Annotated in this window: 14 protein-coding genes; 6 read left to right on the top strand and 8 right to left on the bottom strand. The window is 68.1% G+C overall.

Annotated elements, in window-relative coordinates:
• The first annotated feature begins 13 nt into the window (after nucleotides 1-13).
• Nucleotides 14-286 (top strand): helix-turn-helix domain-containing protein, encoded by a 273-nt coding sequence (locus tag HTY53_RS20070; protein ID WP_174108284.1) that lies wholly within the window; start codon nucleotides 14-16, stop codon nucleotides 284-286.
• A 119-nt stretch (nucleotides 287-405) separates the two neighbouring features.
• Entirely contained in the window at nucleotides 406-1359 is a 954-nt protein-coding gene (locus HTY53_RS20065; RefSeq protein WP_174108282.1) for an Rpn family recombination-promoting nuclease/putative transposase, read from the top strand.
• Nucleotides 1360-1402: 43 nt separating this feature from the next.
• On the opposite strand, the gene HTY53_RS20060 is transcribed toward HTY53_RS20065, so the two are convergent.
• From HTY53_RS20060 to HTY53_RS20050, 3 genes are all read right to left on the bottom strand, one after another.
• Nucleotides 1403-2374: a M14 family metallopeptidase gene (locus HTY53_RS20060; protein ID WP_174108281.1), complete on the bottom strand. Its 972-nt coding sequence runs from the start codon at nucleotides 2372-2374 to the stop codon at nucleotides 1403-1405.
• A 9-nt stretch (nucleotides 2375-2383) separates the two neighbouring features.
• Complete coding sequence (locus tag HTY53_RS20055) at nucleotides 2384-3379, bottom strand: Bug family tripartite tricarboxylate transporter substrate binding protein (protein ID WP_174108279.1); 996 nt, start codon at nucleotides 3377-3379, stop codon at nucleotides 2384-2386.
• 190 nt (nucleotides 3380-3569) lie between these two features.
• Nucleotides 3570-4538: a LysR family transcriptional regulator gene (locus tag HTY53_RS20050; protein WP_174108278.1), complete on the bottom strand. Its 969-nt coding sequence runs from the start codon at nucleotides 4536-4538 to the stop codon at nucleotides 3570-3572.
• A 274-nt stretch (nucleotides 4539-4812) separates the two neighbouring features.
• Between HTY53_RS20050 and HTY53_RS20045 the strand changes: the two genes are divergently transcribed.
• Entirely contained in the window at nucleotides 4813-5514 is a 702-nt protein-coding gene (locus tag HTY53_RS20045) for a tetratricopeptide repeat protein (RefSeq protein WP_174108276.1), read from the top strand.
• A 9-nt stretch (nucleotides 5515-5523) separates the two neighbouring features.
• Here HTY53_RS20045 and rodA read toward each other — a convergent pair whose 3' ends face one another.
• The 5 genes from rodA to HTY53_RS20020 all read right to left on the bottom strand — a co-directional run bounded on the left by rodA (nucleotide 5524) and on the right by HTY53_RS20020 (nucleotide 11918).
• Entirely contained in the window at nucleotides 5524-6666 is a 1143-nt protein-coding gene (gene rodA / locus HTY53_RS20040; RefSeq protein ID WP_174108274.1) for a rod shape-determining protein RodA, read from the bottom strand.
• A gap of 11 nt (nucleotides 6667-6677) precedes the next feature.
• Complete coding sequence (gene mrdA / locus HTY53_RS20035; RefSeq protein WP_174108272.1) at nucleotides 6678-9038, bottom strand: penicillin-binding protein 2; 2361 nt, start codon at nucleotides 9036-9038, stop codon at nucleotides 6678-6680.
• Nucleotides 9039-9098: 60 nt separating this feature from the next.
• Nucleotides 9099-9611, bottom strand: coding sequence for a rod shape-determining protein MreD (gene mreD, locus HTY53_RS20030; protein ID WP_174108270.1), 513 nt, complete (start codon nucleotides 9609-9611; stop codon nucleotides 9099-9101).
• Nucleotides 9608-10660: a rod shape-determining protein MreC gene (gene mreC, locus HTY53_RS20025; RefSeq protein ID WP_174108269.1), complete on the bottom strand. Its 1053-nt coding sequence runs from the start codon at nucleotides 10658-10660 to the stop codon at nucleotides 9608-9610. The genes mreD and mreC overlap by 4 nt, the downstream gene beginning before the upstream one ends.
• Before the next feature lie 214 nt (nucleotides 10661-10874).
• The gene (locus HTY53_RS20020) at nucleotides 10875-11918 is read right to left on the bottom strand and encodes a rod shape-determining protein (RefSeq protein ID WP_023264573.1); all 1044 of its coding nucleotides are present in this window, start codon (nucleotides 11916-11918) and stop codon (nucleotides 10875-10877) included.
• 680 nt (nucleotides 11919-12598) lie between these two features.
• On the opposite strand from HTY53_RS20020, the gene gatC reads away from it, so the two are divergent.
• The 3 genes from gatC (at nucleotide 12599) to HTY53_RS20005 (ending at nucleotide 15053) form a co-directional block, all read left to right on the top strand.
• Nucleotides 12599-12898: an Asp-tRNA(Asn)/Glu-tRNA(Gln) amidotransferase subunit GatC gene (gene gatC, locus HTY53_RS20015; protein WP_149317339.1), complete on the top strand. Its 300-nt coding sequence runs from the start codon at nucleotides 12599-12601 to the stop codon at nucleotides 12896-12898.
• A 140-nt stretch (nucleotides 12899-13038) separates the two neighbouring features.
• Nucleotides 13039-14562, top strand: a complete 1524-nt coding sequence (gene gatA / locus HTY53_RS20010; protein ID WP_174108267.1) for an Asp-tRNA(Asn)/Glu-tRNA(Gln) amidotransferase subunit GatA — start codon at nucleotides 13039-13041, stop codon at nucleotides 14560-14562.
• Nucleotides 14559-15053, top strand: coding sequence for a hypothetical protein (locus HTY53_RS20005; protein ID WP_238509775.1), 495 nt, complete (start codon nucleotides 14559-14561; stop codon nucleotides 15051-15053). Before gatA ends, HTY53_RS20005 begins: the two co-directional genes overlap by 4 nt.
• Nucleotides 15054-15059: the final 6 nt, after the last annotated feature.

Genomic DNA, 15059 nt, shown 5'->3' with positions numbered 1-15059 from the left:
CACCAAAAAAATCATGGCTCGATACTCCGTCCGTTCCGCCGAATATCCGAAACCTGCAGATGACGACGTCTGTCACGAAGAACTGTTCGGCCATCTGGCCGAGGAGCAATTCACCGCAGAGGAAGCCGCAGAATATCTTGAGGTGTCGCTGGTCGCATTCCAGCGCCTTTTCCACGACGGGACGGTGATCCCCTCGAGCGGGGGCGGGCGCTGTGGATGGTTCTCCGCGGCAGGATTGAAACGATTCAAGCGGCAGCGCAAGGCTGCGGCAGGGGAGGCGAGTTAGCTGGTCGGTGGCCACAATTCAGTAACTCATAGCGCGGCAACTATTACGAAAGCTTCATAGCCCTTGAGTCGGCATGCTGGCGGTTTCGGCGCGATGCGCCCCCACGCATGATCGGCACGATGGCCAAGCACGACGACGTCTCCTACAAGTTTCTGTACACCTGTCCCGAATTCGTCAGGGACCTGCTGAAGAGCTTTGTGCCGAAGCAATGGTGGCGCAAGGTGGATTTCTCCACCCTGGAGCGCATGCCGTGCAGCTACGTGACCGATGACTTCCGCGAGCGGGCTGATGACGTGGTTTGGCGCGTGCGAACGGGACAGCAGTGGATGTACCTGTACATCCTGATCGAGTTCCAGAGTACCGTGGACACATTCATGGCCGTGCGAGTGCTCAGCTACCTGATGCTTCTGTACCAGGACCTGATCCGGCGCAAGGAATGTTTACCGGGCCGTCTGTTGCCGCCCGTGTTGCCGATCGTGCTGTACAACGGCGAAACAAAGTGGAGGGCGCCGGTGGATGTCGAAAGCCTGATCGCTCACGATGCGGACTTCCCGGTTCCGCGTTTTCGCTATCACCTGATCGACGAAAGCCAGTACTCGGAAGCACAACTGGCTCGGCGCCGCAATCTGGTGGCGGCGGTGATGCGTTTCAACCGATTGAAGAACGAGCGGAGTCTGGTCCGCGTGATTCGCGAGGTCCGTTGCTGGATCGACGGACGCAAGGAACTCAAGCGGACTTTGGCGATGTGGATGCGTGGCGTATTGTTGAGGCAGCGCAAGGGCAAGCTCACGCTGCCACGGGTTCGAGATCTGGAGGATTTGGAAATGTCACTGGCACAACGGATGGACGAGTGGGCCGCCCGACACGAAGAGAAGGGCGAGAAGAAGGGAATCACAAAGGGCCGGCGGGAAGGCGCGGCCCGGGTGCTGCAGCAACTGCTGGCACGCCGGTTTGGGCCGCTGCCACCGGGGGTCGTTGCCAAGCTGAACGCGGCGCAGGCGGCCGACATCCGGCGATGGAGCGGGCGGCTCCTGGACGCCAAATCGCTCGACGCCGTCTTCAAGACACGTTAATGGCCGCGGCGATGCTCTTGGCGGGCATCTTTGCCGCGAAGGATCAAGGCTCCAGCTGTCCCAGCCGCACCACCGTCACGCCGGGACGCAACTGGCGCAGCGACGGCATCACCAGCACGCAATCCGGATACGGCGTCACCACCGGCACATCGTCGTTCCAGCCAATCACCGTGCCGGCCTCGGCGAAGGTCTCCAGGCCGGTGTAAGGACCGGCGAAGCGGAAGTTCATGCTGGTGGCGACCACCGGCTCGGTCACGCGCACCACGCGCTGTGGCGCGGCCTGCGCCGACAGCCAGCCGGCAGGCAGGTCGCTGCGGTCGACGATGCCGGCGGTCAACAGGAAGCGCGCGGTGCTGTCGCGCGCCACCGCCACCGACGATGCCTCCCAATGCTGGCCGCACTCGATCAGCAGCGCATTCTTCGGGCTGGCCGGATCGCCGAAGCCGGCGTAGTCGCGCATGCGCCGGCCTTCCGGATGGCCTTCGTCGACGATCACATGCGCCGGAGCGCCGAGCGCCCGCGCCAGCGTCACGCCCTTGTCGAGCGGGCCCGACACGATCAGCGGCAGGCTTTTTTCGTGCATCGAATGCAGGTCCAGCAGCAGATCGACGCGGTCGATCAGCGGCCGCATCTCGCGCGCGCGCCGCAGTTCGGACGAGTCGCGCGACGCATCGTCGAGCACCGCGGCGGTCCAGACGCGGTTGAAGTCCTGGTCGACAAAGCGTGAAGCATCCGGCTTTGCCGGATCGAAGCGGTGATAGGCGTCGACGTTGGCGAACGCCAGCGTCAGTTGCCCGCGGCGCGGCCGGAGCCCCAGATCCAGCAGTTCCTTGACGACGATCGCGCCGCAGACCTCGTTGCCGTGCGTCAGCGCGTTGATCATCACGTGCGGACCCGGCACGCCGCTGTCGAAATGATGGACATAGGCGATGCCGGTATTGCCGTCGGCATACGGCCGGATATCGGGAAACGCGACTTCGACCGGATAGGCGTCGAGCGTGGTCATCGTGTTCATGGGTCCTCGTTATTGCTGGATGCCGGCCGCTTGCACGATGGTGCGGTACTTGGCGGTCTCGCGCTTGACGAAGGCGGCGAACTGCGCCGGATTGGCGGGCGCGACCTCGACGCCGGCCTCGGCCAGCTTCTTGCGGACCTCCGGCATCGCCAGCACCGCCTGCATCTCGGTGTTGAGCCGATCCACCACCGCGCGCGGCGTGGCCTTCGGCGCCATCAACCCGAACCAGACGCCCATGTCGACGCCCTTCAGCGCGGGCGTCTCCGCCAGCGCCGGCACGTCGGGCGCCACCGCGGCGCGCCGGGCCTCGGTCACGCCATAGGCCTTGACCCGTCCGCCCTGGATATGCGGCAGCGCGGAGGACAGCACCATCACCGCCAGATCGATCTGGCCGCCGAGCAGATCGGTCGCCATCGCCGATGCGCCCTTGTACGGCACGTGCGTGATGCCGACCTTGCCCTGCTGCTTGATCAGCTCGCCCGCCAGGTTCAGCGGCGTGCCGACGCCCGACGAGGCGTAGGCCAGCTTGTCCGGCTGCGCCTTGGCCAGCGCGATCAGTTCGCCGGCATTGCGGGCCGGCAGCGTCGGCTTGCCGACCAGCACCATCGGCTGTGTGCCGACGAAGGTGATCGGCGCCAAGTCCTTCTCGCCGTCGTAGCGTACCGCCGGATTGGTCAGGCGCGCGATCGACACCTCGCTGCCCGAGCCCATCAGCAGCGTGTAGCCATCGGCCTCGGCCTTGACCACCCGCGACGCGCCGATGGTGCCGCCGGCGCCGCCGAGGTTCTCGATCACGACGCTCTGGCCCAGCCGTTTGCCGAGCTCAGGGGCGACGGTACGGGCGACCAGGTCGACGCTGCCGCCGGCCGTGTAGCCGACCACCAGCGTGATCGGTTTGGCCGGCCATTCGCTGGCCCGCGCCGCGCCCGCAGGCAGCAGCGACATGGCCGAGATGGCCGAGAACAGCAAGGTGGCGGCGGTGGCAGTCCGCAGCGAGATCTTCATGGCAACGCTCCCGTGTCTATGTGTTATCGATGTGGTATGGCGCGATGTTAGGGAGCGGCGCCGCATCCGCGCATGCGGGTTTGGCAACGGCGATTGCCGGATTGGCAAGCGTGGCGGCAAGGCGGTTACCCACGGCGGCACGGCGGCACGGCGGCACGGCGGCGCGGCATCGCGTCCGCGTCCGGCGAGATCACGCCGTCGCGGCCCGCCAGAACGCTTCGGCCAGCGGACGCATCGGTGCGCGCGGACGATAGAGCCGGATCTGCAGCACCAGATCGCGATTGCCGCCGTGTTGGCCGCCCTCCGTTCCCGCGTCCCCCGCGCTACCGATATCGGCGCGCACCAGCCGGCCGGCGTGCAGATCGTCAGCGATCAGCCGGGCCGGCAGCCAGGCCAGGCCCATGCGCTGGCGGACCATCTCGTGCACCGATTCCGCGAAGTCGCAGACGGCCACCACGTCGAGGCGGCTGGCCAGCTTGCGCCGCGCGATCTCCTGATTGACCATGCGGCCCATCGTCAGCGTTTCGGCATAGGCGATCGTCGGCACCGGCGCGCTCTTGCCGTTCTTGCCGCGGCCGGGCAGGCGGAAGCACGGCCCCCCGGCGGCGTCGGCGGCGGCGACGCACACCAGCCGCTCGACTCCGACCGGATGAAACTGATAGCGGGCCTCGTCAAGCCGCACCGGCAGGTCGGGCGGGCTGTAGCACAGCAGGAAATCGGCATCGCCCTCCGTGAACATCGCCATCGCGTCGTGCATGGCGAAGGTCGATAGCCGGGTACGAAAGCCTGCGGCCACCGGATCGTGCCGCAGCGCCTGGCGCAGCCCGGCCAGCCAGACCGGCACCAGCGAGCGCGACAGCGTCTTGCCGGTGGCGATCACCACCGTGCTGGCGTCGACGCGATGGGCGGCGCGCAGCGCCAGCCGCGTTTCCTCGAGGGTATGCAGCGCCGACTGCGCCGCCTCGAGGAATTGCCGCCCCTCGGCGGTCAGCCGGACCGGAAACACGCTGCGATCGATCAGCGGCGCGCCGGCCCACACTTCCACCGCCTGCATGCGGCGGCCGAACGCCGGCGGGGTGACATTGCGCAGTTCGGCCGCGCGGGCGAGGCTGCCGGCCTCGGCCAGGCATACAAAGTCTTCGAGCCAACGGATATGCATGGGGAGGCGGACGATCGGTTCGTGTCGGGGGAGGGCTGGCGGCAGCGCATCCGCGTGCGCGGCCGCGTCATTCTAGAGCGTCCGCAGTCGTACGCACGCTCGCGGCGTGACCGCCGCCAGTCACCAGGCGAGGCGCGCACCATGCCCGGGAAGAATGCGATGGCAAGCGAAATGCTCTCACATATTTGTTCCGAGAATGACTCGGCGCAGCCTATCGCCCCTTTCGACCGACTCCTACACTGGCTGGAAGGCCCGACCTTGCTGGGAGTTCGCCATGCCGACCCTTCGCCGCCTCGTCCGCCACGCCGCCTGCATACTGGTCCTGCTTGGCGGGTGGCAGACCGCCATGGCGGCGCCGCGGCCGCCGCAGCCGGCGGAGACGCTGACGCGACAGGCGGTGGTCGCCTACGAGGCGGGGGCGTTCGATGCGGCGTTGCGCGACTTCGCGGAGGCGGCGCGGCAGGGCAACCGGCTGGCGCAGTTCAATTACGCGATGATGCTGCTGCGCGGCGATGGCACCGCGTCGAAGCCGCAGGAGGGACTGGTCTGGCTGAAGAAGGCGGCCGACAACGAGATGACGCATGCGCAATTCACCTGGGGCGAATTGCACGAGCGCGGCGATCTGGTGCCCAAGTCGCTGGAGGAGGCGAACCGCTGGTATCAGCGCGCCAGCCAGGGCGGACATATCCAGGCGCAGGTCGCGCTGGCGACCAATTACTTCATCGGCCGCGGGGTGCCGCGCGATTACGCCAAGGCCTTCGAGTGGTACACGCGGGCCGCGACCGCGGGCGATGGCGGCGCGCAGTACATCGTCGCCAGCTTCTACGAGCGCGGCGAGCCTGGCGTGGTCGAGCGCGATATCGAACAGGCGAAGATCTGGTACGCGCGCGCCGCGGCACGGGGCGATCCCGGCGCGCTGGCCAAGCTGCGTTCGCTGCTGGAGCAGACGGTCAGATCGCGCACGCCGACGATGTAGCGCGCGCCTTCAGGTCTGAATCAGCCGCTTCTGCCGCGAGATATTCATCAGGATGCCGATCCCCATGCCCAGCGTGACCAGCGCGGTGCCGCCGTAGCTGATCAGCGGCAGCGGCACGCCGACGATCGGCAGGATGCCGCTGACCATGCCCATGTTGACGAAGGCGTAGGTGAAGAAGATCAGCGTCACCGCGCCGGCCAGCAGCCGCGAGAAGTGCGTCGGCGCATTGGCGGCGATATACAGCCCGCGGAAGATCAGCAGCAGGTACAGCACCAGCAGCACCGCATTGCCGATCAGCCCGAACTCCTCCGAATAGACCGCGAAGATGAAGTCGGTGTGCTTCTCGGGAATGAACTCGAGGTGGGTCTGCGTGCCCTTGAGCCAACCCTTGCCCATCAGGCCGCCCGAGCCGATCGCGATGATCGACTGGATGGTGTGGAAGCCCTTGCCGAGCGGGTCGGTTGTGGGGTCGAGCAATGTGCAGACTCGGTGCTGCTGGTAGTCGTGCAGCACGGGCCAGTTGACGCCCGGCGCGCACATGTCGTGCTCGAAGAACAGCAGCGCGGAAATCAGCGTCACCAGGATCGCCAGCGCCGGCAGGATCAGCTTCCACGACAGGCCGGCGAAGTAGATCACGTACATACCGGCGGCCAGCACCAGCAGCGCCGTGCCCAGGTCGGGCTGCTTGGCGATCAGCCCCACCGGCACGGCCAGCAGCACGCCGGCAACGATGAAGTCGAACCAGCGCAGCCCGCTTTCACGCTTCTGGAAGTACCAGGCCAGCATCAGCGGCATCGCGATCTTCATCAGCTCCGACGGCTGGATCACGATGCCGACATTGAGCCAGCGGCGCGCGCCCTTGCGGATCAGCCCGAACATCGCCACCGCGATCAGCAGCGCGACGCCGAGCGTATAGAGCGGCACCGCTACGCGCATCAGCGTCTGTGTGGGCAGATAGGCGATCACCCACATCACCGCGTAGGACAGCAGGATATTGCGCAGCTGGTCCTCGACCCGGCCCGGCATGTCGACCGAGGCCGAATACAGCGCGACGATGCCGGTGGCGAACAGCAGGAAGACGATCAGCGCGAGCGGCTTGTCGAAGCCGGTCAGCGTGGTCTTGATCAGAGACAGGGCGCGTCTGCGATCCATCTGCGCCTCCTTCAATGCGTGGCGTTGGCGCCCGGCGCTGCGGCGGCCTGCCGGGCGCGGGATGCGGGGGATGGAGTCGGCGACGAAGCGGGCCCCGGCGCGCCGGGCGGCGTCTTGCGCGTGCCCGGACTACCAGGGGCCGGCGGCGCGGCCGGGGTCGACGGCGGGCCCTCGTGCGGCGGCCTGCTGTGGCCGAGCGCCTGGCGCATGCGGCCTTCGAGCGTCAGCGGCGCGGAGGCCGGCGCGATGGCCTGGGGATCGATGGCCGGCGCGGCGGCCACCGCGCTGGCACCGCCTTCGGCGTCCTGTTGCTTGCCGCCTGGCTCGCCTTCCGTGTCCTCGTTGGCCAGCGTGTTGCCCATCGCCGTCGCGCTGGCGATGCTGGCGGTATGGCCGGTGGTGAATACGCTGGGCGTCGCGACCGGCGGCAGGCCATGGGCGCGCTCGGATGCCGGCGGCGCGATCGCGGCCAGTTCGGCGGGCCATTTGCCCAGCAGGTAGTAGTCCATCACCTTGCGCGCGATCGGCGCCGCGTGCGCCGCGCCGAAGCCCGCGTTCTCGACGATCAGCGCCAGCGCGATCCTGGGCTTGTCCGCCGGGGCGAACGCGGTGTACAGCGCGTGGTCGCGCTTGTGCTCGGCCAGCGCATGGTGGTTGTACTTCTCGCCCTTGGCCAGCGAGTAGGTCTGCGCGGTACCGGTCTTGCCCGCCGATTCGTAAGCCGCGCCGGCAAACACCTTGGCCGCGGTGCCCGAATGCGTGACGCCGACCATCGCGCGCTTGATCACGTCGATATCGGACTGCTTGAACGGCAGCCGGTAGCTTTCCTTCGGCACCGTCAGGCGGCGCTGGCGCGTGACCGCGTCCTCGATCGCCTTGACCAGGTGGGGCTTCATCACCACGCCGTTGTTGACCAGGATCGAGGTCGCGTGGGCCAGCTGCAGGATCGTGAAGCTGTTGTAGCCCTGGCCGATGCCCAGCGAGATGGTCTCGCCGTCGTACCACTTCTGCTGCTCCGGCTTGCGGTAGGCGCGCCGTTTCCAGTCGGTCGACGGCAGGATGCCGCGGCTCTCGCCCTCGATATCGATGCCGGTCAGCTGGCCGAAGCCGAGCGGCTTCATGAAGTCGTGGATCGCGTTGACGCCCATGTCGCGCGCCAGCGCGTAGTAGTAGGTGTCGCACGAGGCCACGATCGAACTGACCATGTCGACCCAGCCGTGGCCGCCCGGCTTGTCGTCGCGGAACGTGTGGTTGCCGAGCGTGAAGAAGCCGGGGTCGTGCATGCCCCATTGCGCGGTGCGCTTGCCGGTCGCCAGCGCCGCCAGCGCCATGAAGGGCTTGTAGGTCGAGCCCGGCGGATAGGTGCCGCGCAGCGGCCGGTTCAGCAGCGGCTTGTCCGGCGAACTGTTCAGCTCGTTCCAGGTCGCGGTATCGATGCCCTCGACGAACAGGTTCGGGTCGAAGGTGGGCTTGGAGACGAACGCGAGGATATCGCCGGTGGCCGGCTCGATCGCCACTAGCGCGCCGCGGCGATCGCCGAACAGCGCCTCGGCCAGCTGCTGCAGCCGGATGTCGAGCGACAGGATCAGGTTGTTGCCGGGCGTGGCGGGCGCGGTCGACAGCGTGCGGATCGGCCGCCCGCCGGCGCTGACCTCGACTTCCTCGATGCCGGTCAGCCCGTGCAGTTCGGTCTCGTAGCTCTGCTCGATGCCGATCTTGCCGATGTAGTTGGTGCCCTTGTAGTTGTCGGCGTCCTTGCGTGGATCGTATTTGGCCGGATCGGCGTCGTTGGCCTCGTCCATCGCCTCGATGCGCTGCTGGTCCCGCTGCGAGATGCGGCCGATATAACCGACCACGTGCGAGGCCGATTCGCCCATCGGATATTGGCGGAACAGCCGCGCCCGCACGTCGACGCCGGGGAAGCGGAAGCGCTGTGCGGAAAAGCGCGCCACCTCCTGGTCGGTCAGCTGGCTGCGGATCGGCAGGCTCTCGAAGCTGCGCGACTCTTCCATCAGCCGGCGGAAGCGCCGGCGGTCGCGCGGCTGGATGTCGATCAGTTCCGACAGCTCGTCGATGGTGTCGTCCAGCGACTGCGTCAGCTTGGACGGCGTGATCTCCAGCGTGTAGGCGGAATAATTGCGCGCCAGCACGATGCCGTTGCGGTCCATGATGATGCCGCGGTTCGGCTCGATCGGCGCCACCGAGATGCGGTTGTCCTCGGCCTTGGCGGAGTACTGGTCGTGCTTGTACCACTGCAGCCAGAAGAAGCGCAGGAACAGCAGGCCGAACAGGATCACGGCGAACAGCGCCGCGGCCGCCACGCGAAGGCGGAAGCGGCCGAGCTCGAGTTCGACGTTGCGGATTTCGGTCATGGTGCTGCGTGGACGGGCGGTCGGGGCACGGAGAGGAACAGCGATCGGAGTGCCATGCCGTCAGATTGGCCGGGTTTCGTCGACGTCGACCGAACGGCGCTGCGGCGCGAGCAGCAGGCCGGTGGCCAGCGGCCACAGCAGCGCCTCGATGCCGGGCGCGACCAGCAGCGGCCAGCCGGGCAGCGGCGCGCCCATCAGCAGCCGGATCACGACCGGCACCGCATGGGCGATGAACAGCAGCGGCAGCACGTGCAGCGCCTGGGTATAAACGCTGAACCACAGCACACGGCGGTGGATCGTGATGGCGAAATACGCCAGCAGCGTGTAGGCCATCGCGTGCTCGCCGAGCAGGCGTGCGTCGTGCACGTCCATCAGCAGGCCCAGCACGAAGGCCACGCCCATGCCGACCTTGCGCGGCTGGTGGATGTTCCAGAACACCAGCACCAGCGCCACCATGTCGGGCACCCACAGGATGTCGCCCCACGGCAGCAGGTTGAACAGGAACGCCAGCACGAAGGTCAGCGCGATGAAGGCCGGATTGACCGGCCGCAGCAGGTATTGGGGATGGGTCACCGCTTCTGCTCCTGGCTCGACGCGGTCGAGGACGCCGTGGCGATCGTGGCCGCGGTGTCCGCTTTCGGCTTCGGCGCCTTGTCGGCTTTATCGCCTTTCTCGGCTTTCTCCGCCTTCTCCGCCTTCTCCGCGGCCTTGCCCGCCTTCTCCGTCTTGCTGGCCTTGCCCGCCGTGCTGTTGCCGTTGTCGCCGGCCGGCAGCTCGCGCGAGGGCTTCTCGGCGTCGTAGCGCACCACCAGCAGCTGGCGGTGCGAGCGCACGCCCGCGACGGGCTCGCAGTAGACGCGGGAAAACGCGGTGTCGGCCTTGCGTTCGATCTGCACGATGCGCGCGACCGGCAGGCCAGGCGGATAGACGCCGTCCAGGCCGGAGGTCACCAGCAGGTCGCCCTGCTGCAGATCGGCCGACGCCGCCATGAAGCGCAGATCCAGCATGCCGGCCTTGCCGCCGCCGAAGGCGAGACTGCGCAGGCCGTTGCGTACCACCTGCACCGGGATCGCCTGGTCCTTGTCGGTCAGCAGCGTGACTTCGGACTGGAATGGCGTCACCCGCGTGACCTGGCCGACCACGCCGCGATCGTCGATCACCGGATAGCCGGCGCGCACGTCGTGCTGGCTGCCGCGGTCGATCACGATGCGCTGGCTGTACGGATCGCGCGCGTCGTACAGCACCTCGGCCGCCGTGACGGGCGTCGCCGATTGCTCCTTCAGGTCGAGCAGCTTGCGCAGTTGCCGGTTCTCGGCCTCGAGCTGGGCCTGGCGCAGCGCGTCGTCGGCCTGGGCCACCGCGCGCCGCCGCAACTCGCGGTTCTCGCTGGCCAGCGCGGCGGACGACTGCAGATAGTCGAACGCGGTGCGCGCCATGTCGCGCGGCACCAGCACGGCGCGCTCGACCGGCATCAGCACGGTGGCGGCAATCTGCCGGACCGTGGACAGCGCATCGAAGCGGGCGTCGACGACCAGCAGCACCAGCGCCATCGTGACGAAGATGACCAGGCGCGCGAACGCGGACGTGCCCTGCTTGAATAGCGGTGGCGGCGTGTAATCCATTTAGCCGTACGCAGGCGGTGGCGGTCCGCGTCGCCGGCACGCCGCGCTCGGGCGTCCGGGGGCGGACCAGAATTGGCGGAGTCGCGCAGGCCGCCCGGTGGCGGCGGCCTGCTTGCCCAGGGTGGCGCGGCGGCGGACCTGCCCGTGGCCGGCCTCGGCCAGCGGTGCGGGCAGGGCGCGCTTCGCCACGGGAACGATCCTTTGCCGGACCGGCTTACTCGTAGGCGAAGATGCTGCCGAGCTTGTCCATGCGCTCCAGGGCCATGCCCGAGCCGCGCACCACGCAGGTCAACGGATCCTCGGCCACCAGCACCGGCAGGCCGGTCTCTTCGGCCAGCAGGCGGTCCAGGTCGCGCAGCAGCGCGCCGCCGCCGGTCAGCGTGATGCCACGCTCGGCGATGTCGGCGCCGAGTTCCGGCGGGGTCTGTTCCAGGCCGATCTTGACGGTAGAGACGATCTGGTTCAGCGGATCGGTCAGCGCTTCCAGGATCTCGTTGGACGAGACCGTGAAGGCGCGCGGGATGCCTTCGGACAGGTTGCGGCCCTTGACCTCCATCTCGCGCACTTCCGAACCCGGGAAGGCCGAGCCGATTTCCTTCTTGATCGCTTCGGCGGTCTGCTCGCCGATCAGCATGCCGTAGTTGCGGCGGATGTAATTGACGATGGCTTCGTCGAACTTGTCGCCGCCGACGCGCACCGAGCCCTTGTAGACCATGCCGCCCAGCGAGATGATGCCGACCTCCGTGGTGCCGCCGCCGATATCGACGACCATCGAGCCCGACGGCTCGGACACCGGCAGGCCGGCGCCGATCGCCGCGGCCATCGGTTCCTCGATCAGGTAGACCTGCGAGGCGCCGGCGCCCAGCGCCGACTCGCGGATCGCGCGGCGCTCGACCTGGGTCGAACCGCACGGCACGCAGATGATGATGCGCGGCGACGGACGCAGCAGCTTGCTGTCGTGCACCATCTTGATGAACTGCTTGAGCATCTGCTCGGTGACGGTGAAGTCGGCGATCACGCCGTCCTTCATCGGGCGGATCGCCTCGATGTTGCCCGGCACCTTGCCCAGCATCTGCTTGGCTTCCTTGCCGACTGCCTGAATGGTCTTCTTGGCGTTCGGGCCGCCGCCCAGGTGGATCGCGACCACCGACGGTTCGTCGAGCACGATGCCCTTGTCACGCATATAGATCAGCGTGTTGGCGGTGCCGAGGTCGATCGCGAGATCGTTGGAAAAGTAGCTGCGGAGAAATCCGAACATCAGGAGTCCTGTTTTCTGGTGGGTTCGCAGGTATGCGAAGCGGCCGGCGCCAGTCCTTGGCGCCGGCCGCGATATTCATATGTCGTCGATGGAAACGGCGCGCGTTCTCCGCGCATCCACGGTCCCGCCCTTGCCGTTGCAGTGCGCCAGGCGAACCGCAACAGTCCGGAGGAAGGGCCCCGCCGGGCCGGCGGAACACACTCCCACGGGAACCTTTGATTAGACGGCGCCAGAAAGTTCGCCAAACTTCATTTGGCGGATGGCCGGACGATGGTCCGGGCGCCACAGACCCGGCACCCACGATGGGGCAGCAGCGAGTCGGTCTAATCGGAGGATCCTGCTCCGGGCCCCGGCGGGCAGTCGGGTCCGGCGTCCTTCAGCGGCCGGACCTTGGGTCCAAGCGGCGAAGGCGCCGCCAGGGGCGGCGGCAAAACGGAATGATACCTTATAATTCCGCGTGTTTCGGCGGCAAATTGCCCTGAAAAAACCTGTAATTCAGACGATCGTCGGGCGCCGCGCGCGGCACTTCTGCCAGGCTGATGCCGGGCCGACACCGGACCCGACGCGGCGCCGTCCAAGGTCCACGGGCCTGGTCCGGTCCAGCGCTTCCCGACTCTGCCCGCACGGTCGTCGTTCTCCCGGTTCACGCCGGGCCTTCTGGAATTCCTCGCATCCACGCCATGGCACTCGAGCTTACCGACGTCAAGCGCATCGCCCATCTTGCCCGCATCGACATCAGCGATGAAGAAGCCGGCCAGACGCTCGGGCAACTGAACCAATTCTTCTCGCTGGTCGAGCAGATGCAGGCGGTCGACACCAGCGGCGTCGCGCCGCTGGCGCACCCGCTGTCGGCGGTCCGCGAGATGCAGCAGCGCCTGCGCGACGACGTCGTCACCGAGCCGAACCGGCGCGACGACTACCAGCGCCCGGCGCCGGCCACCGAGGCCGGTCTCTACCTGGTGCCGAAGGTGATCGAGTAAGGTCCCGTGCCGGGTTCGCCGACCTATCGCGACAGTTCCGTATCGGCGTGCCGATACCGATACGCCAGCGACGTCTCCTGAATTGATCCGGCCGCGAGGCGATGCCCCGCCGCCGTTCTCCGAAGCTTTTCCGACACTCCATGTCTTCTTCCGCTTCCTCCTTCCCGGTCGGCTCGACCGTGACCTCGCTGCGCCAGATCGCCGATGCGCTCGCCGCCGGCGCGGTGTCGGCCGAAGAACTGGCGCGCGACTACCTGGCTCGCATCGAGCAGGCCGGCGCGCTGAACGCCTATGTCCACGTCGACGCGGACCTGACGCTGGCCCAGGCGCGCGAGGCCGATGCGCGCCGCGCGCGCGGCGAGGCCGGTCCGCTGACCGGCGTGCCGATCGCTCACAAGGACGTGTTCGTCACGCGCGGCTGGCGCTCGACCGCCGGCTCGCGCATGCTGGCCAACTACGAGAGCCCGTTCGACGCCACCGTGGTGGAGCGGCTCGCCGCCGCCGGCATGGTGACGCTGGGCAAGACCAATATGGACGAGTTCGCGATGGGCTCGTCCAACGAGAACTCGCACTTCGGCCCGGTGCGCAACCCGTGGGACGCGTCGCGCGTGCCCGGCGGCTCGTCGGGCGGCTCGGCCGCCGCGGTGGCCGCGGGCCTGGCGCCAGCCGCGACCGGCACCGACACAGGCGGCTCGATCCGCCAGCCGGCCTCGTTCTCCGGCATCACCGGCATCAAGCCGACCTATGGCCGCGTGTCGCGCTTCGGCATGATCGCGTTCGCCTCGTCGCTGGACCAGGCCGGTCCGATGGCACGCAGCGCCGAAGACTGCGCGCTGCTGCTCAATGCGATGGCCGGTTTCGACGAGCGCGATTCGACCTCGCTGACGCCGGCGCAGGGCGGCGTGGACGAGGACTTCACGCGGCTGCTGGGCCAGCCGCGCGGCGGCGCCAGCGCGAACCAGCCGCTGGCGGGCCTGCGCATCGGCCTGCCGCGCGAGTACTTCGGCGCCGGCCTGTCGGCCGATGTCGAGGCCGCGGTGCGCGCCGCGCTGCGCGAATACGAGAAGCTGGGCGCGACGCTGGTCGAGGTGTCGCTGCCCAAGACCGAACTGTCGATCCCGGTCTATTACGTGATCGCGCCGGCCGAGGCCTCGTCGAACCTGTCGCGTTTCGATGGCGCGCGTTACGGCCACCGCGCGGCCGAGTACCGCGACCTGCTCGACATGTACAAGAAGAGCCGCGCCGAGGGCTTCGGCTGGGAGGTCAAGCGCCGCATCCTGGTCGGCACCTATGTGCTGTCGCACGGCTACTACGACGCCTACTACCTGCAGGCGCAGAAGATCCGCCGCCTGATCGCGGACGACTTCCAGCGCGCCTTCGGCGAGTGCGACGTGATCATGGGACCGGTGGCGCCGACGGTGGCGTGGAAGCTCGGCGAGAAGAGCGCCGACCCGGTGCAGATGTATCTGGCCGACGTCTTCACGCTGTCGACGAGCCTCGCCGGCCTGCCCGGCATGAGCGTGCCCTGCGGCTTCGGCGAGGGCGGCATGCCGGTCGGCCTGCAGATGATCGGCAACTACTTCGGCGAGGCGCAGCTGCTGCAGACCGCGCACGCCTTCCAGCAGGCCACCGACTGGCATCTGCGCCAGCCCTCGCAGGGATGACCATGAGCGCGCTTCTTTCGACCCGCCGTCGCCTCCGGCCTTCCGCCGGCCGACTGGCATTGACCGCCGTGCTGCTGGCCGCGCTGGCCGGCTGCATTCCGCTGCCGCGCATCGGCGGTCCGACGCCGATCGCCGATCGCGACATCGATCTGGCCGGCGACTGCCGCCGCACCGAGGAAGACGGTTTCCGCGAGGATGCGCAACTGCGCGTGTCGGACAACAACGTGCAGCAGCTGTCGTGGAAGCTGTGGGTCGGCAAGCGCGGCTCGTGCAGCTTCGACCTGGCCGAGTTCCGCCAGACCCGTCGCAAGCCGCATATCGAACTGGCCGCGCGCGACGGCAGCGCGTGCAAGCTGCTGGTCTGGCAGGACCCGCGCCGCGTCACGCTGGCGCACGCCAATTGCCAGAGCCGCTGCACGCCGGGCATCTATGAAGAGGCGTGGCCGGTGATGTTCGAACCGGGCACCGGCACCTGCGCGCGCACGCAATAAACGACA

It is taken from the genome of Cupriavidus gilardii, assembly GCF_013314895.1.
GTDB lineage: Bacteria > Pseudomonadota > Gammaproteobacteria > Burkholderiales > Burkholderiaceae > Cupriavidus > Cupriavidus gilardii_C.
This window is presented reverse-complemented; position numbering and strand designations above follow the sequence as displayed.

Bases quoted from the DNA above. Each gene is read 5' to 3' on its own strand.
- gatA (WP_174108267.1), top strand. From the start codon at position 13,039: ATGTCTTCTTCCGCTTCCTCCTTCCCGGTCGGCTCGACCGTGACCTCG.
- mreC (WP_174108269.1), bottom strand. From the start codon at position 10,660: ATGGATTACACGCCGCCACCGCTATTCAAGCAGGGCACGTCCGCGTTC.
- HTY53_RS20060 (WP_174108281.1), bottom strand. From the start codon at position 2,374: ATGAACACGATGACCACGCTCGACGCCTATCCGGTCGAAGTCGCGTTT.
- mrdA (WP_174108272.1), bottom strand. From the start codon at position 9,038: ATGACCGAAATCCGCAACGTCGAACTCGAGCTCGGCCGCTTCCGCCTT.
- gatC (WP_149317339.1), top strand. From the start codon at position 12,599: ATGGCACTCGAGCTTACCGACGTCAAGCGCATCGCCCATCTTGCCCGC.
- HTY53_RS20065 (WP_174108282.1), top strand. From the start codon at position 406: ATGGCCAAGCACGACGACGTCTCCTACAAGTTTCTGTACACCTGTCCC.
- HTY53_RS20005 (WP_238509775.1), top strand. From the start codon at position 14,559: ATGACCATGAGCGCGCTTCTTTCGACCCGCCGTCGCCTCCGGCCTTCC.
- HTY53_RS20020 (WP_023264573.1), bottom strand. From the start codon at position 11,918: ATGTTCGGATTTCTCCGCAGCTACTTTTCCAACGATCTCGCGATCGAC.
- HTY53_RS20050 (WP_174108278.1), bottom strand. From the start codon at position 4,538: ATGCATATCCGTTGGCTCGAAGACTTTGTATGCCTGGCCGAGGCCGGC.
- HTY53_RS20055 (WP_174108279.1), bottom strand. From the start codon at position 3,379: ATGAAGATCTCGCTGCGGACTGCCACCGCCGCCACCTTGCTGTTCTCG.
- rodA (WP_174108274.1), bottom strand. From the start codon at position 6,666: ATGGATCGCAGACGCGCCCTGTCTCTGATCAAGACCACGCTGACCGGC.
- HTY53_RS20070 (WP_174108284.1), top strand. From the start codon at position 14: ATGGCTCGATACTCCGTCCGTTCCGCCGAATATCCGAAACCTGCAGAT.
- HTY53_RS20045 (WP_174108276.1), top strand. From the start codon at position 4,813: ATGCCGACCCTTCGCCGCCTCGTCCGCCACGCCGCCTGCATACTGGTC.